12 protein-coding genes and 1 tRNA gene are annotated in these 17,692 nt (G+C 52.1%); all 13 read right to left on the bottom strand.

Features of this window, described 5'->3' with window-relative positions; translation table 11 throughout:
* Positions 1–33 precede the first annotated feature (33 nt).
* Positions 34–2,124: an elongation factor G gene (fusA, locus tag SQ11_RS14735; RefSeq protein WP_041514955.1), complete on the bottom strand. Its 2,091-nt coding sequence runs from the start codon at positions 2,122–2,124 to the stop codon at positions 34–36.
* 130 nt (positions 2,125–2,254) lie between these two features.
* Positions 2,255–2,725 carry a 30S ribosomal protein S7 gene (gene rpsG / locus SQ11_RS14730; protein WP_041514954.1) on the bottom strand — a complete coding sequence of 157 codons (471 nt, stop codon included), beginning with the start codon at positions 2,723–2,725 and terminating at the stop codon, positions 2,255–2,257.
* Between the two features lie 59 nt (positions 2,726–2,784).
* Positions 2,785–3,162, bottom strand: coding sequence for a 30S ribosomal protein S12 (rpsL, locus tag SQ11_RS14725; RefSeq protein WP_041514953.1), 378 nt, complete (start codon positions 3,160–3,162; stop codon positions 2,785–2,787).
* Between the two features lie 441 nt (positions 3,163–3,603).
* Positions 3,604–5,016, bottom strand: a complete 1,413-nt coding sequence (locus tag SQ11_RS14720; RefSeq protein ID WP_041514952.1) for an aspartate aminotransferase family protein — start codon at positions 5,014–5,016, stop codon at positions 3,604–3,606.
* Between the two features lie 274 nt (positions 5,017–5,290).
* Entirely contained in the window at positions 5,291–9,520 is a 4,230-nt protein-coding gene (gene rpoC / locus SQ11_RS14715) for a DNA-directed RNA polymerase subunit beta' (RefSeq protein WP_041514951.1), read from the bottom strand.
* A 107-nt stretch (positions 9,521–9,627) separates the two neighbouring features.
* The gene (rpoB, locus tag SQ11_RS14710) at positions 9,628–13,701 is read right to left on the bottom strand and encodes a DNA-directed RNA polymerase subunit beta (RefSeq protein ID WP_041514950.1); all 4,074 of its coding nucleotides are present in this window, start codon (positions 13,699–13,701) and stop codon (positions 9,628–9,630) included.
* A gap of 190 nt (positions 13,702–13,891) precedes the next feature.
* Positions 13,892–14,272, bottom strand: coding sequence for a 50S ribosomal protein L7/L12 (gene rplL, locus SQ11_RS14705; protein WP_041514949.1), 381 nt, complete (start codon positions 14,270–14,272; stop codon positions 13,892–13,894).
* 62 nt (positions 14,273–14,334) lie between these two features.
* On the bottom strand, positions 14,335–14,859 hold the full coding sequence (gene rplJ, locus SQ11_RS14700; protein ID WP_041514948.1) for a 50S ribosomal protein L10: 525 nt from the start codon (positions 14,857–14,859) through the stop codon (positions 14,335–14,337).
* A 382-nt stretch (positions 14,860–15,241) separates the two neighbouring features.
* Entirely contained in the window at positions 15,242–15,934 is a 693-nt protein-coding gene (gene rplA, locus SQ11_RS14695; protein WP_041514947.1) for a 50S ribosomal protein L1, read from the bottom strand.
* A 1-nt stretch (position 15,935) separates the two neighbouring features.
* Positions 15,936–16,367 carry a 50S ribosomal protein L11 gene (rplK, locus tag SQ11_RS14690; protein WP_041514946.1) on the bottom strand — a complete coding sequence of 144 codons (432 nt, stop codon included), beginning with the start codon at positions 16,365–16,367 and terminating at the stop codon, positions 15,936–15,938.
* A gap of 109 nt (positions 16,368–16,476) precedes the next feature.
* Complete coding sequence (nusG, locus tag SQ11_RS14685; protein ID WP_004175981.1) at positions 16,477–17,010, bottom strand: transcription termination/antitermination protein NusG; 534 nt, start codon at positions 17,008–17,010, stop codon at positions 16,477–16,479.
* Positions 17,010–17,354: a preprotein translocase subunit SecE gene (secE, locus tag SQ11_RS14680; RefSeq protein ID WP_041514945.1), complete on the bottom strand. Its 345-nt coding sequence runs from the start codon at positions 17,352–17,354 to the stop codon at positions 17,010–17,012. Before secE ends, nusG begins: the two co-directional genes overlap by 1 nt.
* 172 nt (positions 17,355–17,526) lie before the next feature.
* Positions 17,527–17,602, bottom strand: a tRNA-Trp gene (locus SQ11_RS14675).
* Positions 17,603–17,692 lie beyond the last annotated feature (90 nt).

Genomic DNA, 17,692 nt, shown 5'->3' with positions numbered 1-17,692 from the left:
CTTTGCCATGTTGTGCCCTTTACTTAATGACGGTTATTTCTTATTAATAACTGCTTCGGCTACGCTTTTCGGCGCCTCGGAGTAATGCTTGAATTCCATGGTGTATGTCGCGCGCCCCTGAGTTGCGGAACGCAATGCGGTTGAGTAGCCGAACATTTCCGCCAATGGAACTTCAGCGCGTATTACTTTGAGGCCGGGTAGATCATCCATGCCTTGAATCATGCCGCGACGGGAGGACAGATCGCCCACCACGTTACCCATAAAGTCCGCCGGCGTTTCCACTTCCACTGCCATCATCGGTTCCAGCAGTACCGGATTGGCTTTGCGCATGCCATCCTTGAATGCCATTGAAGCCGCCATCTTGAAGGCATTCTCGTTGGAATCCACATCGTGGTAGGAACCATCAAACAGCGTGACTTTGACATCCACTACCGGAAAGCCCGCCAATACACCATTGGGAAGGGTATCGCGCAAGCCTTTTTCCACCGCCGGAATGTATTCGCGCGGCACTGTTCCGCCTTTGATGGCGTCAACAAACTCAAAACCTTTACCCGCTTCATGCGGTTCCATTTTCAGCCAGACATGACCGTACTGCCCGCGTCCGCCGGATTGTTTGATGAATTTACCCTCGATCTCCACCGGCTTCCTGATGGCTTCGCGATAAGCTACCTGAGGCGCACCGACGTTGGCCTCCACCCCGAATTCGCGCTTCATGCGGTCTACAATAATTTCCAGATGCAATTCGCCCATGCCGGAGATGATGGTCTGCCCAGATTCTTCGTCGGTGCGCACACGGAAAGACGGATCTTCCTGAGCCAGGCGATTCAATGCGATGCCCATTTTTTCCTGATCGAGTTTTGTCTTGGGCTCGACCGCAACATGAATGACCGGTTCAGGAAATATCATCCGCTCCAGCGTGATGACATCACTGGGGTCGCATAGCGTATCGCCGGTGACGGCTTCCTTCAAACCCACCGCCGCAGCGATATCCCCAGCACGGACTTCCTTGATTTCTTCCCGCTGGTTCGCATGCATTTGCAGCAATCTTCCGATTCGCTCCTTCCGTCCCTTAACCGGATTGTAGATGGTATCGCCGGATGCCACCACACCGGAATAAACGCGGAAAAAAATCAACTGACCCACGTAAGGATCCGTTGCAATCTTGAAGGCCAGGCCGGCGAATGGCTCTTCGTCGTTTGCATGACGCTCACCGGGTTCGCCATTCTCTTTCTCGCCGTTAATCGCACGAATATCTACCGGCGAAGGCAAGTAATCGAGGACGGCATCCAGCATGGCTTGCACGCCCTTATTCTTGAATGCCGAACCGCAAAGCATGGGCACGATTTCGTTGCTGATGGTACGAATGCGCAGCCCCTTTTTGATATCGTCAATGGACAAATCCCCTTCTTCGAGATATTTATTCATCAACTCTTCATTCGCTTCAGCCGCAGTCTCCAGCATCTTTTCACGCCATTGCTTGGCGCTTTCCAATAAATCGGCAGGGATATCGCGCTCATCGAATCTCATTCCTTGACTCGCTTCATCCCAGTAGATAGCCTTCATCTTGATGAGATCGATGACCCCCTCAAACTTTTCTTCCGCGCCTATCGGCAATTGAACAGGCACCGGGTGAGCTTTCAGGCGCGTTTGTATCTGTTCATAGACGCGCATGAAATTGGCACCCGCACGATCCATCTTATTAACAAAGGCCAGTCGCGGAACCTTGTATTTATTAGCCTGGCGCCATACGGTTTCCGTCTGAGGCTGCACGCCGCCGACCGCACAGAACACGGTACAAGCGCCATCCAGGACGCGCAGAGACCGTTCCACCTCGATAGTGAAATCAACGTGGCCCGGGGTATCGATGATATTAATGCGATGGTCGAGATAATTACCTTCCATCCCTTTCCAAAAACACGTAGTAGCAGCGGACGTGATGGTAATACCGCGCTCTTGCTCCTGCTCCATCCAGTCCATCGTTGCTGCGCCGTCATGTACCTCACCAAGCTTGTGAGATACACCTGTATAAAACAGGATGCGTTCAGTAGTCGTAGTTTTACCGGCGTCTATATGCGCCATTACGCCGATATTCCGGTAACGCTCAATGGGTGTTTTTCTTGCCACGGTATATTAAACCTTAATATTTTGAATACTAGGACGCCAGAAAGCATCGATGAATAACGGAAATCGACCCTTCAATCGGGAGCAACGCCTCAAGAATTCGAGCCGAACTGTCTCTACCTTTGCCCGGCACTCAGAACCGGTAATGAGCGAATGCCTTGTTGGCTTCCGCCATGCGATGAACTTCCTCACGCTTCTTGACCGCACCGCCCCGCCCCTCGGCTGCCTCAGCCAGTTCCCCGGCCAGACGGGCGCCCATGGATTTCTCGGCTCGTTTACGAGCAGCATCGCGCAACCAGCGCATTGCCAAGGCGTTACGCCGAACCGAACGCACCTCTACCGGAACCTGATAGTTCGCACCCCCAACACGGCGGCTCTTTACTTCCACCATTGGACGGACGTTAGATAGGGCCTGCGTAAAAACTTCTACCGGATCCTTTCCGGTTTTCTTCTGAATTTGATCCATAGCGCCATATATGATTCTCTCCGCCACGGATTTCTTACCACGCGTCATAAGTACATTGACGAATTTCGCCACTTCCGTATTGTGATACTTGGGATCAGGCAAAATTTCGCGTTTGGGTACTTCTCTGCGTCTTGGCATTTTCTTACCTCGGTGTGTATTGGGTTAGCTTAGGGGGTCTAAATCTCAAACCGCTCTGCTTAGGCTGCTTTCGGTTTTTTTGCACCGTACTTGGAACGGGCCTGTTTACGATCTTTTACCCCAGCCGTATCCAAACTACCGCGTACCGTGTGATAACGAACGCCGGGCAAATCTTTGACGCGACCACCGCGAATCAGTACTACCGAGTGTTCCTGCAGATTATGCCCCTCTCCACCGATATAACTGGATACTTCAAAACCATTGGTCAGGCGTACCCGTGCGACCTTACGCAAAGCCGAATTCGGTTTTTTCGGCGTGGTGGTGTAAACCCGGGTACAGACCCCCCTCTTCTGAGGACTATTACCCAGCGCCGGAACTTTACTCTTTACGCGCCTCGCCGCTCTGGGCTTACGTACTAACTGACTGATTGTCGGCATCTTATTTCCTAAAAAACCGGGACGGTGATATAACTGCTCCACTGCCCGCATGAATTGTGGCTTTATGCCGTCGTTCGGGTATTCTTGCCTAGGGGCGGCTAAAAAGACTGCGAATTCTATGGGGTTTATGCTGTCATGTCAAGCCAGTGCCTTCGACACCGAATAAAAGAATTTCCGTACTCCAGAATAGATAATGGGTCTTTTTCGCCGTCGTTGCTTCCGTGAAGGAACAAGTCATGTCCCCGCAATCAACCCTGTCCATTCAGCGCGACGCGGAATGCGATTATTTTCCATTTTCCAGCCAGGTAGCGTCCTGCAGCAAAACGGACGGGGTATAGTTCCGGAGAACGGATTTCTTAATCCGCCCATGAGAAGACAGCCAAGCAAATTTAACTCAGATAATCCATTAGGCAACCCGAACCCACCCAAATACAGGTGGGTCTAAGCAGTCGCCGCGCGACCCTCTCGCCGCTTTGCGGTGAGTGCGTGGTTGCCTAACTTCTTTAACACTTCCCATGCCGGCCCGGGAAATTTGTGCAGCTTAACCAGCACGTCCTCAAGCGCCTCCAGAAACCAATCCACGTCAGTATCGCTGATATTCAAGGGTGGCAGTAGTTTGATGATGGGCATGGCGTGACCCGCTACCTGGGTAAGGATATGATGGTCGTCCAGAAGCGGGAGAACAATCGCCTGGGCAAAGAGGTTTTCGTCCATTCTGTTAACCATGGTCCAGGCTGCCTTTAGCGACATGGATTCCGGCGGACCAAACTCGACAGCGATCATCAGGCCACGCTGGCGCACCCCCTTCAGAAACTCGAAGCGTGGCACCATTGCCTCAATACCGCTGCGAAAGCGGTCACCGAGTATATTCGCGCGCTCGGCAAGATTCTCGTCGTCCAGAACGGCAAGCGATGCCAGTCCCGCTGCCATTGCCATGTTACCCATACCGAAGGTGGAAGCATGAACAATAGCACGATGCATCGTATCATAGACGCTATCGTATACCGCACGGCGAGTGATGGTTGCTCCTACCGGAATGTAACCACCCGAGAGCGCCTTCGAGAGACAGACGACATCGGGCTGCAGGCCTTCGACCCACTGGCTGGCCAGGAAACGTCCGCTACGGCCCATGCCTGACTGAATTTCGTCGCAAATCATCAGCGTGCCATATTTGCGGCATAATTCCTGTGCGCCAAGGAGATACTCGTTGCTGGCAATATTGACACCCTTACCCTGGATCGGCTCAAGGACAAAGGCAGCGACATCGCCCAGAGCGAGACGCGCCTCAAGCCCGGCAAGATCGCCGAGCTTTACTTCCGAGCTGCCGGGAAGCATCGGTTCGAAACCCCTGCGGAAACTTGGCTCCCCATTCAATGACAGGGCTCCCATGGTAAGACCGTGAAATGCCTTCGCAAGATGAGTCGTGCTGGGCCGACCCGTATATGCACGCGCAAATTTGATCGCCGCTTCGATGGCCTCGGTGCCCGAGTTGCTGAAATAAACAGTATCCAGACCAGGCGGCATACGCTTCACGAGTTCTCGAGCCAATGTGGCGGCGAGCGGAGGAGCATCGAAGCCGACCCATCCGGGAAAATCGGAGTCCAGCACTTGCTGCAATGCCCCGCGAATGGCCGGATGACGTCGACCAAAGTTGAAGACACCCCAATTGGTAAGGAAATCCAGATAGCGCGTGCCCGTTTCGTCCCAGAGATAAGCACCTTCACCACGCACCCATGAGCGGTTGAATCCGAGTGTACGCAACACCTTGACAAACACCGGATTCACATGCTCTTCGTAAAGCTCGAAGTTCTTGCCTCGGGTCTCGGCAAATATTGCATTGATATCAATCGGCATAATTCAGCTCTTCCGTAACTGTTCCAAGGATACGAATCCGGAGTGCGGGTCCGGGTTTTCTAGCTGTAGAGATTCTTTTCATGGGTTGTAAGCTATCTTCTAACTGGCGCAAGATTCTTGTTTACCCTCTGATAGTACTGGATTTTTTCCACATTACTCGCTCATTTATGAAACAATTAGGCGCGGATACCAAGTCTGCACAAGTCTGCTAGACATCTCACTGCCATAATAAGCTATTTCCATGGCAGTCGGCTGATTCAATACTGATCAACATTTAGACAGTATATCCGCTGTCCCGCATTTCGCCAGCGTCTTCTTCGCTAAAACCAAGGCTTTCGCCGGCGTTCAACATCTGCCTTTGCTTCTTCCGGGTACTGTGAAAAGCCAGACCGGTACCTGCGGGAATAAGCCGTCCGACAATGACATTTTCCTTGAGGCCGCGCAGATCATCCTTTTTGCCCATAATTGCCGCCTCGGTGAGCACACGCGTGGTTTCCTGGAAGGAAGCGGCCGAGATAAACGAATCAGTGGAGAGCGACGCTTTGGTGATACCCAGCAACATGAATTCGTACATGGCTGCTTTTTTATCCTCAGCTATCGCCTGCTCGTTCTCAGCCAGCATATCCGCCCGTTCCACCTGCTCACCCGGAATAAAGCGCGTATCGCCTGAATCAGCGATCTGTACGCGACGCAACATCTGGCGCACGATTACCTCAATGTGCTTATCGTTGATCTTGACACCTTGCAGACGATACACATCCTGAACCTCGTCGGTGATGTAGCGTGCCAGTGCTTCCACCCCCAATAGGCGCAAAATATCATGCGGATCAGCTGGCCCGTCGACGATACTTTCTCCCTTATTCACCACTTGACCGTCATGGGCCGTGACATGCTTGTCCTTGGGGATCAGGTACTCATGGGAGATCCCATCCAGATCAGTTATCACAAGGCGTTGTTTACCTTTCGTATCTTTTCCAAACGACACGATACCGGTTACTTCCGCGAGTACACCGGCATCTTTGGGCGAGCGGGCTTCAAACAGTTCCGCCACGCGTGGCAGACCACCCGTAATGTCGCGGGTTTTGGAACTTTCCTGCGGAATACGAGCCAGCACTTCGCCTACGCTAACCTGTTGCCCATCTCGCACCGTAATAATTGAACCCACCTGAAAAGTGATGTTGACGGATAAATTACCGCCCGCAAGCCTTACTTCCTTTTCATCATCATCGAGAAGCTTCACCAATGGGCGCAAACCTTTGGTTTGTGCCACTCCACGACGTTTTGGATCGATCACCACGAGTGTGGACAATCCGGTTACTTCGTCTATCTGTTTAGCTACCGTCACACCCTCTTCAACGTTCTCAAAGCGAACTTTGCCGGCATATTCTGTGATGATGGGGCGCGTATGCGGGTCCCATGCCGCCAATATCTGCCCCGCCTTTACGACTTCTCCGTCTCGAATGAGCAGTGTAGCTCCGTAGGGCGCTTTGTGTCGCTCACGTTCGCGACCGTTATCGTCATGGATCACCACTTCTCCGCTACGGGAGATCGCGATCAGCTCATTGCGAGAGTTGGTAACGTAACGCATGGTGGGCGAATAACGCACAATACCATTTGACTTGCTCTCCACTTGGCTTGCCACCGCTGTTCTGGAAGCGGCTCCCCCGATATGGAACGTACGCATGGTCAGTTGGGTGCCCGGCTCACCGATCGACTGGGCTGCAATGACCCCTACAGCCTCGCCTACGTTTACCGGCGTACCCCGTCCCAGATCACGTCCGTAACATTTGGCACACAGACCATAGCGGGTTTCGCAGGTAAGCGGTGTACGCACCTTCACTTCATCGATACCCAGCGATTCGATGGTATCAACCGCATTCTCGTCCAACAGCACACCTGCCGGATAAATCACCTCCTGATGCTCCGGATTGACGACGTCATTCGCTACCACTCGCCCCAGAATGCGTTCACGCAGCGCTTCAATGACTTCACCTCCCTCGACTAGCGCCTTCATTACAACGCCGTTATTCGTGCCGCAGTCCTCCTGGGTTACCACAAGATCCTGAGTCACATCCACCAGACGCCGGGTCAGATAGCCGGAATTGGCGGTCTTCAGTGCTGTATCGGCCAAGCCTTTGCGAGCGCCATGCGTGGAGATAAAATACTGCAGCACGTTTAATCCTTCACGGAAATTCGCTGTAATGGGCGTCTCGATAATTGAGCCATCGGGCTTGGCCATTAAGCCGCGCATCCCTGCCAACTGGCGAATCTGCGCCGCTGATCCGCGCGCGCCCGAGTCGGCCATCATGTAAATCGAATTGAAGGATTCCTGTATCAGCGGTTTGCCTTTTTTGTCTTTCTTTGCTTCGCCGGTTAGCAGATCATGCACCGGCTCAACACCGAGTTGATCCATCATGGCCTTGGCCACTTGGTCACCGGCACGACCCCATATATCCACAACCTTATTGTAGCGCTCACCCTGAGTGACCAAACCGGAGGTATATTGCATCTCGATCTCCTGCACCTCCTTTTCGGATGCGCTGATGATGTCGTTCTTTTGTACCGGTGTCAGCATATCGTCCAAGCAGATTGAGATTCCGGCACGGGTGGCATAGGTAAAGCCGGAATACATCAGTTTGTCAGCAAATATCACCGTTTCGCGAAGTCCGCAACGACGAAAGCTCGCATTAATAAGCTTGGAGATCTCTTTTTTCTTGAGCGCTTTGTTAATCAGGGGAAAAGGCAGGCCAGCGGGAAGAATTTCAGACAGCAACGCACGCCCCACAGTGGTTTCATAACGCGTGGTTTTTTCACGGCGCTCCCCATCGGCGTCCACCTCATATTCCTTGATCCGTACCATTATCCTGGCATTCAGCTCAATAACGCGACTCTCATAAGCGCGGGATACTTCGCCGATATTGGCAAACGACATGCCTTCGCCCAGCGCATTGATCTTTTCCCGGGTGGTGTAGTACAACCCCAGCACGATATCCTGCGACGGCACGATAATGGGTTCTCCATTTGCCGGCGACAAGACATTATTGGTGGACATCATGAGAGTACGGCATTCCATCTGCGCTTCCAACGACAGCGGCACATGAACCGCCATCTGGTCACCGTCAAAGTCGGCGTTGAATGCCGCACACACCAATGGATGCAATTGGATCGCCTTGCCTTCTATCAGCACCGGCTCGAATGCCTGAATACCCAACCGATGCAGTGTCGGTGCCCGATTCAGCATCACCGGGTGCTCGCGAATGACATCTTCCAGGATGTCCCATACAACGGGGCTTTCGTTTTCGACCTCGCGCTTGGCGGCCTTGATGGTGCTGGCGATACCCATTATCTCCAGTTTGTTAAAAATGAACGGCTTGAACAATTCCAGCGCCATTTTCTTCGGCAGGCCGCATTGATGCAGTTTGAGCTGCGGACCCACCACGATCACCGACCGGCCGGAATAATCCACCCGCTTGCCGAGCAGATTCTGGCGAAAACGTCCGCCTTTTCCCTTGATCATATCGGCAAGCGATTTCAACGGCCGCTTGTTGGCACCCGTCATGGCCTTGCCACGCCGGCCGTTATCCAGCAATGAGTCCACCGCTTCCTGTAGCATGCGCTTTTCGTTACGCACAATGATTTCCGGCGCCTTCAACTCAAGCAGACGCTTGAGCCGGTTGTTGCGATTGATGACGCGGCGATATAAATCATTCAGATCGGAAGTGGCGAAACGCCCGCCATCCAGCGGCACCAGGGGGCGCAACTCGGGCGGCAGCACGGGCAACACCGCCAAAACCATCCACTCCGGCTTGATACCGGATTTGTTGAACGCCTCCAGCACCTTTAGACGCTTGGAGATCTTCTTCATCTTCGTTTCGGAACCGGTTGCTCCCATCTCGCGCCGAAGACTGTCAATCTCGACACGGATGTTGAGGTTGCTCAACAAGTCGCGGATACCTTCCGCACCCATGCTGGCACGAAAGTCGTCCCCGTATTCTTCCGTCTTGGCGCGATAGTCGTCATCCGTCAGCAACTGACATCGCGCCAGCGGCGTCATGCCGGGGTCGGTGACCACGTACGCCTCAAAGTAAAGTACTCGCTCGATATCACGCAAAGTCATATCCAGCACCATACCAAGACGTGACGGCAGCGATTTCAGAAACCAGATATGTGCCACCGGAGAAGCCAGTTCAATGTGACCCATACGTTCGCGCCGAACCTTCGAGAGCGTAACTTCGACTCCGCATTTCTCGCAGATCACGCCACGATGTTTCAGGCGCTTATACTTTCCGCACAGACATTCGTAATCCTTTACCGGCCCAAAGATTTTTGCGCAGAACAACCCATCCCGTTCCGGTTTGAACGTACGGTAATTGATAGTCTCTGGTTTCTTTACTTCACCATAGGACCAGGAACGTATTTTTTCCGGGGAAGCCAGGCCGATCTTAATTGAATCGAACTCTTCTTTCTGAGTAACTTGTTTGAATAAATCGAGCAGTGCTTTCATTTGTCACTCCTGTTGATCAGGGCCGATACAAAAATCATCTGGTTAGAGAGGCGGAAACAAAAGGGATATTTAATATTTGTTCCCAATCGTACCGTACAATAAAACCGCTAATGCCGATCCAGATCAATATCCATCGCCAGTGATCGGATTTCCTTCACCAGCACATTGAATGACTCCGGCATACCGGCATCGATCTTGTGGTCGCCTTTGACTATGCTCTCGTACACCTTGGTTCGCCCGTTTACATCATCCGACTTGACCGTCAGCATCTCCTGCAAGGTATAGGAAGCGCCGTATGCTTCCAACGCCCAAACCTCCATTTCACCAAAACGCTGTCCGCCGAACTGTGCCTTGCCACCGAGCGGCTGTTGGGTTACCAGACTGTAGGGACCGGTGGAGCGCGCATGCATTTTATCGTCTACCAGGTGATGCAGCTTCAGCACATGCATATAACCCACCGTGACAGGACGATCGAAGGCTTCACCCGTTCGACCATCGTATAGTGTCACCTGTCCCGATCGCGGGAGACCGGCGAGCTCCAGCATATCCTTGATTTCATGTTCGGTGGCCCCATCGAATACGGGGGTGGCGAAAGGCACGCCATCTTTGAGATTCCCTGCCAGATCCACGATTTCCTCATCGGTTAGCGAGGCAATATCCTCTTGCTTGCCGCTCGTGTTGTAAATCTTGTCAAGCAGCTTCCGAACATCGGCAATCTTGCTGTCAGCCTGAAGCATATCACCGATTTTTCTGCCGAGCCCTTTTGCTGCCCATCCAAGATGGGTCTCCAGAATCTGGCCGACATTCATGCGCGAGGGGACACCCAGGGGATTCAATACCACATCGACCGGAGTCCCATCGGCCATGTAGGGCATATCCTCCACGGGCACAATCTTGGAAATCACGCCTTTATTGCCGTGGCGTCCCGCCATTTTGTCCCCGGGCTGCAGACGCCGTTTTACCGCCACGTAAACCTTGACCATTTTCTGTACGCCCGGTGGCAGTTCATCGCCTTGGGTAAGCTTCTTTTTCTTTTCTTCAAAAGCAATGTCAAATGCCTTGCGTTTCTGTGCCAGACCCTCATCGATCTGTTCCAGTTGCAGGCTTGTTTCTTCATCGGCAAGCCGGATATCGAACCAATGGTACGGATCGATACTGTCCAGATATTCCTTGGTGATTTGTGCGCCCTTGACGAGTTTTTTTGGCCCTCCGGTTGCTGACTTGCCCTTGAGCAAGCGCTCGATACGCTCGAATGCATCGGCTTCCACGATCCGCATTTGATCAGCCAGATCTTTCTTGTAGCGTTTCAATTCATCGTCGATAATCTGCTGGGCACGCTTATCGCGCTCGATTCCTTCCCGAGTGAATACCTGCACGTCGATCACCGTCCCGGAGATACCCGATGGCACGCGTAGCGATGTATCCTTGACGTCGGAAGCCTTCTCGCCAAAAATCGCGCGCAATAGCTTTTCTTCGGGAGTCAACTGGGTTTCGCCCTTGGGAGTGACTTTACCGACCAGCACGTCACCCGCTTCCACTTCGGCACCGATGTGAACGATGCCAGAGGCATCGAGGCGTCCAAGTTGCACCTCGGAAAGATTGGAAATATCCCCCGTGATTTCTTCCGTCCCAAGTTTGGTATCCCGGCTTACCACCGATAATTCCTCGATATGGATGGACGTGAAGCGGTCTTCGGCGACAATGTGTTCAGAAATGAGAATTGAATCCTCAAAGTTGTAGCCATTCCAGGGCATGAAGGCAACCAACATGTTTTGCCCCAGCGCCAGCTCACCCTTATCGGTAGAAGCCCCGTCGGCTACTACGTCGCCTCGCGCAATCACATCTCCCACTTTCACCAGCGGGCGCTGGTTGATGTTGGTGTTCTGGTTCGAGCGAGTGTATTTAATCAGATTATAGATATCCACGCCTACTTCGCCGACCCGGGTTTCAATGTCGTGCACTCGCACCACAATACGGCTTGCATCTACATAGTCCACCACGCCACCGCGCACCGCCTGTACCGCGGTTCCGGAGTCCACCGCCACGACACGTTCGATGCCGGTACCCACCAGCGATTTTTCTGCGCGAAGACAAGGCACTGCCTGTCGCTGCATATTGGATCCCATGAGTGCGCGATTGGCATCATCATGTTCCAGAAATGGAATCAATGAAGCGGCTACCGATACGATCTGCGCCGGCGCCACATCCATGTACTCGATCCGATCCGGGGTCGCCAGAGTAAATTCATTCTTGTGACGGCAGGAGACAATGTCGTTGGTGAACTTGCCTTGGCGATTCAGCTCCGCATTCGCCTGGGCAATCACATACTGACCCTCCTCAATTGCCGAAAGATAGTCAATTTCATCGGTGACGCTTCCATTCTTCACGTTGCGGTAGGGTGTTTCCATGAACCCATACTCATTGGTGCGGGCATAGAGCGCCAGTGAATTAATCAAGCCAATATTGGGACCCTCGGGCGTTTCAATGGGACATACGCGACCATAGTGAGTGGGATGCACATCGCGCACCTCAAACCCCGCACGCTCGCGCGTCAGTCCACCCGGTCCCAGCGCCGAAACACGGCGTTTGTGGGTAATTTCGGAAAGAGGGTTGGTCTGATCCATGAATTGCGACAATTGACTGGAACCGAAGAACTCGCGCACCGCGGCTGATACCGGCTTCGCGTTAATCAAGTCATGGGGCATCAGATTATCGGACTCAGCCTGACTGAGACGTTCTTTCACTGCCCGTTCGACTCGCACCAATCCTGAACGAAACTGGTTTTCCGCAAGTTCGCCAACAGAACGGACGCGGCGATTACCAAGGTGATCGATATCATCGATCTCGCCGCGGCCATTGCGCAATTCGACCAGAATCTTGATGACCGCGATGATATCCTCGTTCGATAAGGTGGTAGAACCGTCCAGTTCATTCCTGCCCACCCGGCGATTGAATTTCATCCGCCCCACTACAGAGAGATCATATCGTTCCGGGGCATAGAACAACCCGTTGAACAGCGCCTTGACCGCCTCTTCGGTAGGCGGTTCGCCCGGACGCATCATACGGTAGATGGCCACTTGCGCGGCCATCTGATCAACGGTTTCGTCTATTCTCATCGTTTGCGAGATGTACGCACCCTGATCGAGATCATTCGTATAAATAGTTTGAATCTCTTCTATATTGGCTTCGTAAAGTTTGGCAAGCATAACTTCCGTAATTTCGTCGTTAGCCAGCGCCACCACTTCGCCTGTTTCCTTATCCACGACGTTATGCCCCAGTACCCGGCCCAGCAGGAAATCTTCCGGTACCGCGAGCTTGTCGATACCCGCTTGTTGCATTTCCCGTACATGCTTCACGGTTATGCGTTTATCTTTCTGAACGATAACTTTTCCACTTTTAGTGGCAATATCAAAGCGCGCAATGTCGCCGCGCAAGCGCTCCGGTATCAATTCAAAAAGAATGCCTTTTTTAGACAACTGAAAAGTATCGAAGGAAAAAAAGCTCTCAAGAATTTGCTCCGGCGTATACCCGATTGCTTTCAGCAATGCGGTAATCGGCATCTTGCGGCGGCGATCGACGCGAAAATACAAGTAATCCTTAGGGTCGAACTCGAAATCGAGCCATGAACCCCGATATGGGATGATGCGTGCGGAAAAAAGCAACTTTCCGGACGAGTGCGTTTTACCGCGGTCATGTTCGAAGAATACCCCGGGAGAACGGTGCAATTGAGACACGATAACCCGCTCGGTTCCATTAATGACAAATGATCCTGTGCCGGTCATGAGCGGAATCTCGCCCATGTAAACTTCCTGCTCCTTCACCTCCCTCACGGTTGGTTTGGAAGCTTCCTTATCCATAATCGTCAACCGCACTTTGGCGCGCAACGGAGAAGCGTAAGTAAGCCCACGCTGCTGACATTCCTTGACATCGAAGGGAGGAGTACCCAGTACATAATTAACGAAATCAAGGCGGGCATTCCGGGAGTGGCTCTCGATCGGAAAAATCGAGATAAACGCTGCCTGCAATCCCTGGGTGGCGCGTTGATCAGGCTCAACCTCGGCTTGCAGGAAAGCCGCATACGATTCGATTTGAGTAGCGAGAAGAAACGGGATCGGCAAGACGCTGGCGCGCTTGGCGAAACTTTTACGGATACGTTTTTTCTCGGTAAACGAATAGCTCATGGAATCTCCGGGAGGTCAAAAAACGGGGTGGACAGAAAATGGAGGCAAAGTATCTGTTTTTAAGCTACCGTGCGAAGTGTTCTGCGACACAAAAATCGGACATCCAAACGTTAAATTCAAAAGTTAAAACGCCATATCCTGACGGTGGCGTTTTACACGCCCACCGTCAGTTGGCTTTATTGCATGACTTCTATTTAATCTCGCCGGTTGCTCCGGCTTCGGCAAGTTGTTTCTGAATGGCTTCAGCATCCGCTTTGGGAATGCCTTCCTTGACCGCCTTCGGTGCGCCGTCAACCAAATCTTTTGCTTCTTTCAGGCCCAGGCCGGTAATAGCGCGCACCACCTTGATCACATTGACTTTGCTTTCACCCACCGCGGTCAGAATCACGGAAAATTCCGTTTGCTCTTCCACCGCGGCAGCAGCGGCGCCTGCCGCGGGTGCGGCCGACGCAACGGCCACGGCTGCGGCGGAAACACCGAATTTCTCTTCCATTTCCTTGATGAGCTGGGAGAGCTCCAGCACCGTCATATTTGCAATCGACTCTAGAATTTCTGCTTTGGCTATCGCCATGATTTTCTCCTGATAAATTTAAGCTTCTAATTATGTTACGGTTTCAAACGACCTGAAACCGGCTAAGCGGATTGTTTCTGATCCCGTACGGCTGCAAGGCCACGCACAAAACTGGTCGGAACCTCGTTGAGGGTCCTCACAAAATTGGCAATGGGTGCCTGCATCGTGCCCAGCAGCTTCGAAAGCAATACTTCGCGGCTCGGAAGAGAGGCTAAATCCGCGATCTCCTTACTGGACATCACAAGATTTGCCATGCTGCCGCCTTTGATGACGAATTTATCATTGCCTTTGGAAAATTCGTACATCACTTTTGCCGCTGCTACCGGATCACTTGCGATACCATAGGCTAACGGTCCCACCATATACTCGGAGAGCCCGGTAAATGGAGTATCGGTAACCGCGCGCCGCGCGAGCGAATTCTTGAGCACCCGGAAATATATGCCCGATTGCCGCGCCTTCGCCCGCAATTGGGTCATATGTCCGACACCAAGTCCGCGGTACTCCGCAATAATAATGGCCTGGGCCTTCGCCACTTGGGTACTGACTTCGGCGACAACCGCTTTTTTCTCTTCTAAATTTAGACTCAAGGCACATTCTCCATCAGTTAAATGCGATACTGATTTAGTATTGAGTCATGATAAAACTCGCAACTTGTCTCAACATCGCGAACCGGCGACCTTAAATCAGGAGATAAATCCATTCCTGTTTTTTGGGTACGCCATCTACGCTGGGCGCTTGAAATGGCAGCAAGTCAGAAGCGCAAAGTAGACAATCACCATACGCTCGAACTATTTCCATCTCTCTCGATTAAGTTCTCAACGATCACCTGGCCCGGTAAATATCATTACAACGTTATTACCGTCCTTTCTTCGCTAAGTAACCCCGGCGGTCTTTGACAACCCGTCAGATCGGAAAAATAGCTTCCCTGACGGCCCAAAGCCTTACAAATTCACATGGATACTTCTATTCTTACCGCATACTGGTCTGATCCACCCGGACCCCTATCCCCATCGTGCTGGAAACCGATATTTTTCTTAGATAAACACCTTTGGATGTGGGGGGTTTAGATTTGTTGAGCGCGTCCACCAGTGCCCGCATGTTTTCTTGCAAGGAATCCACGCTAAACGAAGCGCGACCTATGGTGCACTGGACAATGCCGGCTTTATCAGCGCGATATTGCACTTGGCCTGCTCTCGCGTTTTTTACCGCACCCACGATATCCGGTGTCACCGTTCCCACTTTCGGGTTAGGCATCAGACCGCGTGGACCCAGTATTTGCCCCAATTGACCTACGATACGCATGGCATCGGGACTGGCAATAGCGACATCAAAATTGATATTGCCTGCTTTGATTTGTTCCGCCAGGTCCTCGAATCCAACTATGTCGGCACCCGCTGCAAGGGCTTCCTTAGCCTTATCTCCCTGGGCAAATACGGCTACACGCACGGTTTTTCCGGTTCCCGCGGGCAGAACCACCGAACCCCGCACCGACTGGTCGGATTTTTTCGCATCGATGCCGAGATTGACCGCGACATCAATGGATTCATCAAATTTTGCGGTAGCCGTTTCCTTAATGATTTTGAGCGCATCCGGTAGCGGATAGGATTTAGTACGATCCGTTTTGGCGGTGATTGCCTTGAAACGTTTAGATATGTGCGCCACGCTATATGCCCTCCACGTCAACACCCATACTGCGGGCGCTGCCGGCAATGGTACGGACTGCGGCATCCATATCGGCCGCAGTCAAATCAGGCATTTTTGCCTGAGCAATCTCTTCCGCTTGCTTCCGCGTCAATTTTCCAATTTTATCGGTGTGAGGCTTGGGACTGCCCTTACCCAGCCCAACCGCTTTCTTGATCAGCACCGTCGCGGGCGTGGTCTTCATGGTAAATGTGAAGCTCTTGTCGGCATACGCGGTAATTACCACCGGTACCGGCAAGCCAACTTCCATTTTCTGGGTAGCCGCGTTGAACGCCTTGCAGAACTCCATAATGTTGAGTCCCCTTTGACCCAGCGCGGGGCCAATGGGCGGGCTAGGATTAGCCTTGCCCGCCGGCACTTGAAGCTTGATATAGCCGATTATTTTTTTTGCCACAATGATTCTCCTCTCGGGTGCAAACGAACGCTATCGCGCTCTCCCCAGCTAATAAACAACATAGGTGCGATACCCGATACCGGCACGGGCTCGCCTCTAATTACAATTCTCAAGCCTTTTCGACTTGACTGAAATCCAATTCCACCGGGGTGGGCCGGCCAAAAATGGAAACCGACACCCTGATCTTGCTTTTATCATAATTAACATCTTCCACATTGCCATGGAAATCCGTGAATGGACCTTCCTTGACTCTTACCGCTTCACCCGCTTCAAAGAGAATCTTAGGTTTGGGCTTTTCCACTCCCTCCTGAATCTGATGGAGGATATTTTCCACTTCCTTTTCGCTGATTGGTGTCGGTTTCATCGCCGAACCGCCGATAAAGCCGGTGACCTTGGCAGTATTCTTGACCAAATGCCATGTTTCGTCAGTCATTTCCATTTCGACCAGCACGTAGCCAGGAAAGAATTTTCGTTCACTAAGATTCTTCTGGCCGCCTTTCATCTCAACCACTTCTTCTACCGGAACCAGTATTTGACCAAATTTGTCCTGCATTCCGGCGCGACTGATTCGCTCTTTTAACGCACGTTGTACACTCTTCTCAAATCCGGAATAGGCGTGAACCACAAACCATTTTTTATCCATCACCCTTCCTGTCCCATGAGATACTTCACCGCCAGCAGCAACCCGGCGTCCACCATCCATAAAAATATGGCCATCACCAGAACAAAGGCAAATACAATGCCCGTTGTTTGCACTGTTTCTTTACGACTTGGCCATACTACTTTCTTGGTTTCTTCCGAGGACTCTCTGCTGAATGCATAAAATTGTTTACCTTGAGCGGTAAACCCTACCGTTACCGCCGCCAGAACGAGACCTGACAGCACGGCAATGACACGAATCACCATGGCGCTATCTCGAAGGTAATAAAAACCGACAATACCCGAGATCAACAGCAGAAGCGCGAATCCCAACTTGATCTTATCCACTCTGTCCCACTCTGCCTTTTATGCTTGTCAATAAATGAAGCGCGCAGAACCGAATATGCAAATTGCAAATTCGGTCCACGGAGCTATCATGGTTCAATCCGCTTGTGTCATTATGAATGTTGCATTCATCGGAATACGCGATGACTGATGGTTTTTAATGACATCCTTGTCTTGGCAGGCCAGGAGGGCATCGAACCCCCAACCTTCGGTTTTGGAGACCGACGCTCTGCCAATTGAGCTACTGGCCTATATTTCCTTCAAAAACAAAGATGAAAATCAGGAAACTCATGCGTCAAGTATAAGAACGGCTACCGCTACTCAATAATCTTTGCCACCAC

The sequence above is a fragment of the Nitrosospira sp. NpAV genome, from assembly GCF_000832065.1.
Taxonomy (GTDB): Bacteria; Pseudomonadota; Gammaproteobacteria; order Burkholderiales; family Nitrosomonadaceae; genus Nitrosospira.
This window is presented reverse-complemented; position numbering and strand designations above follow the sequence as displayed.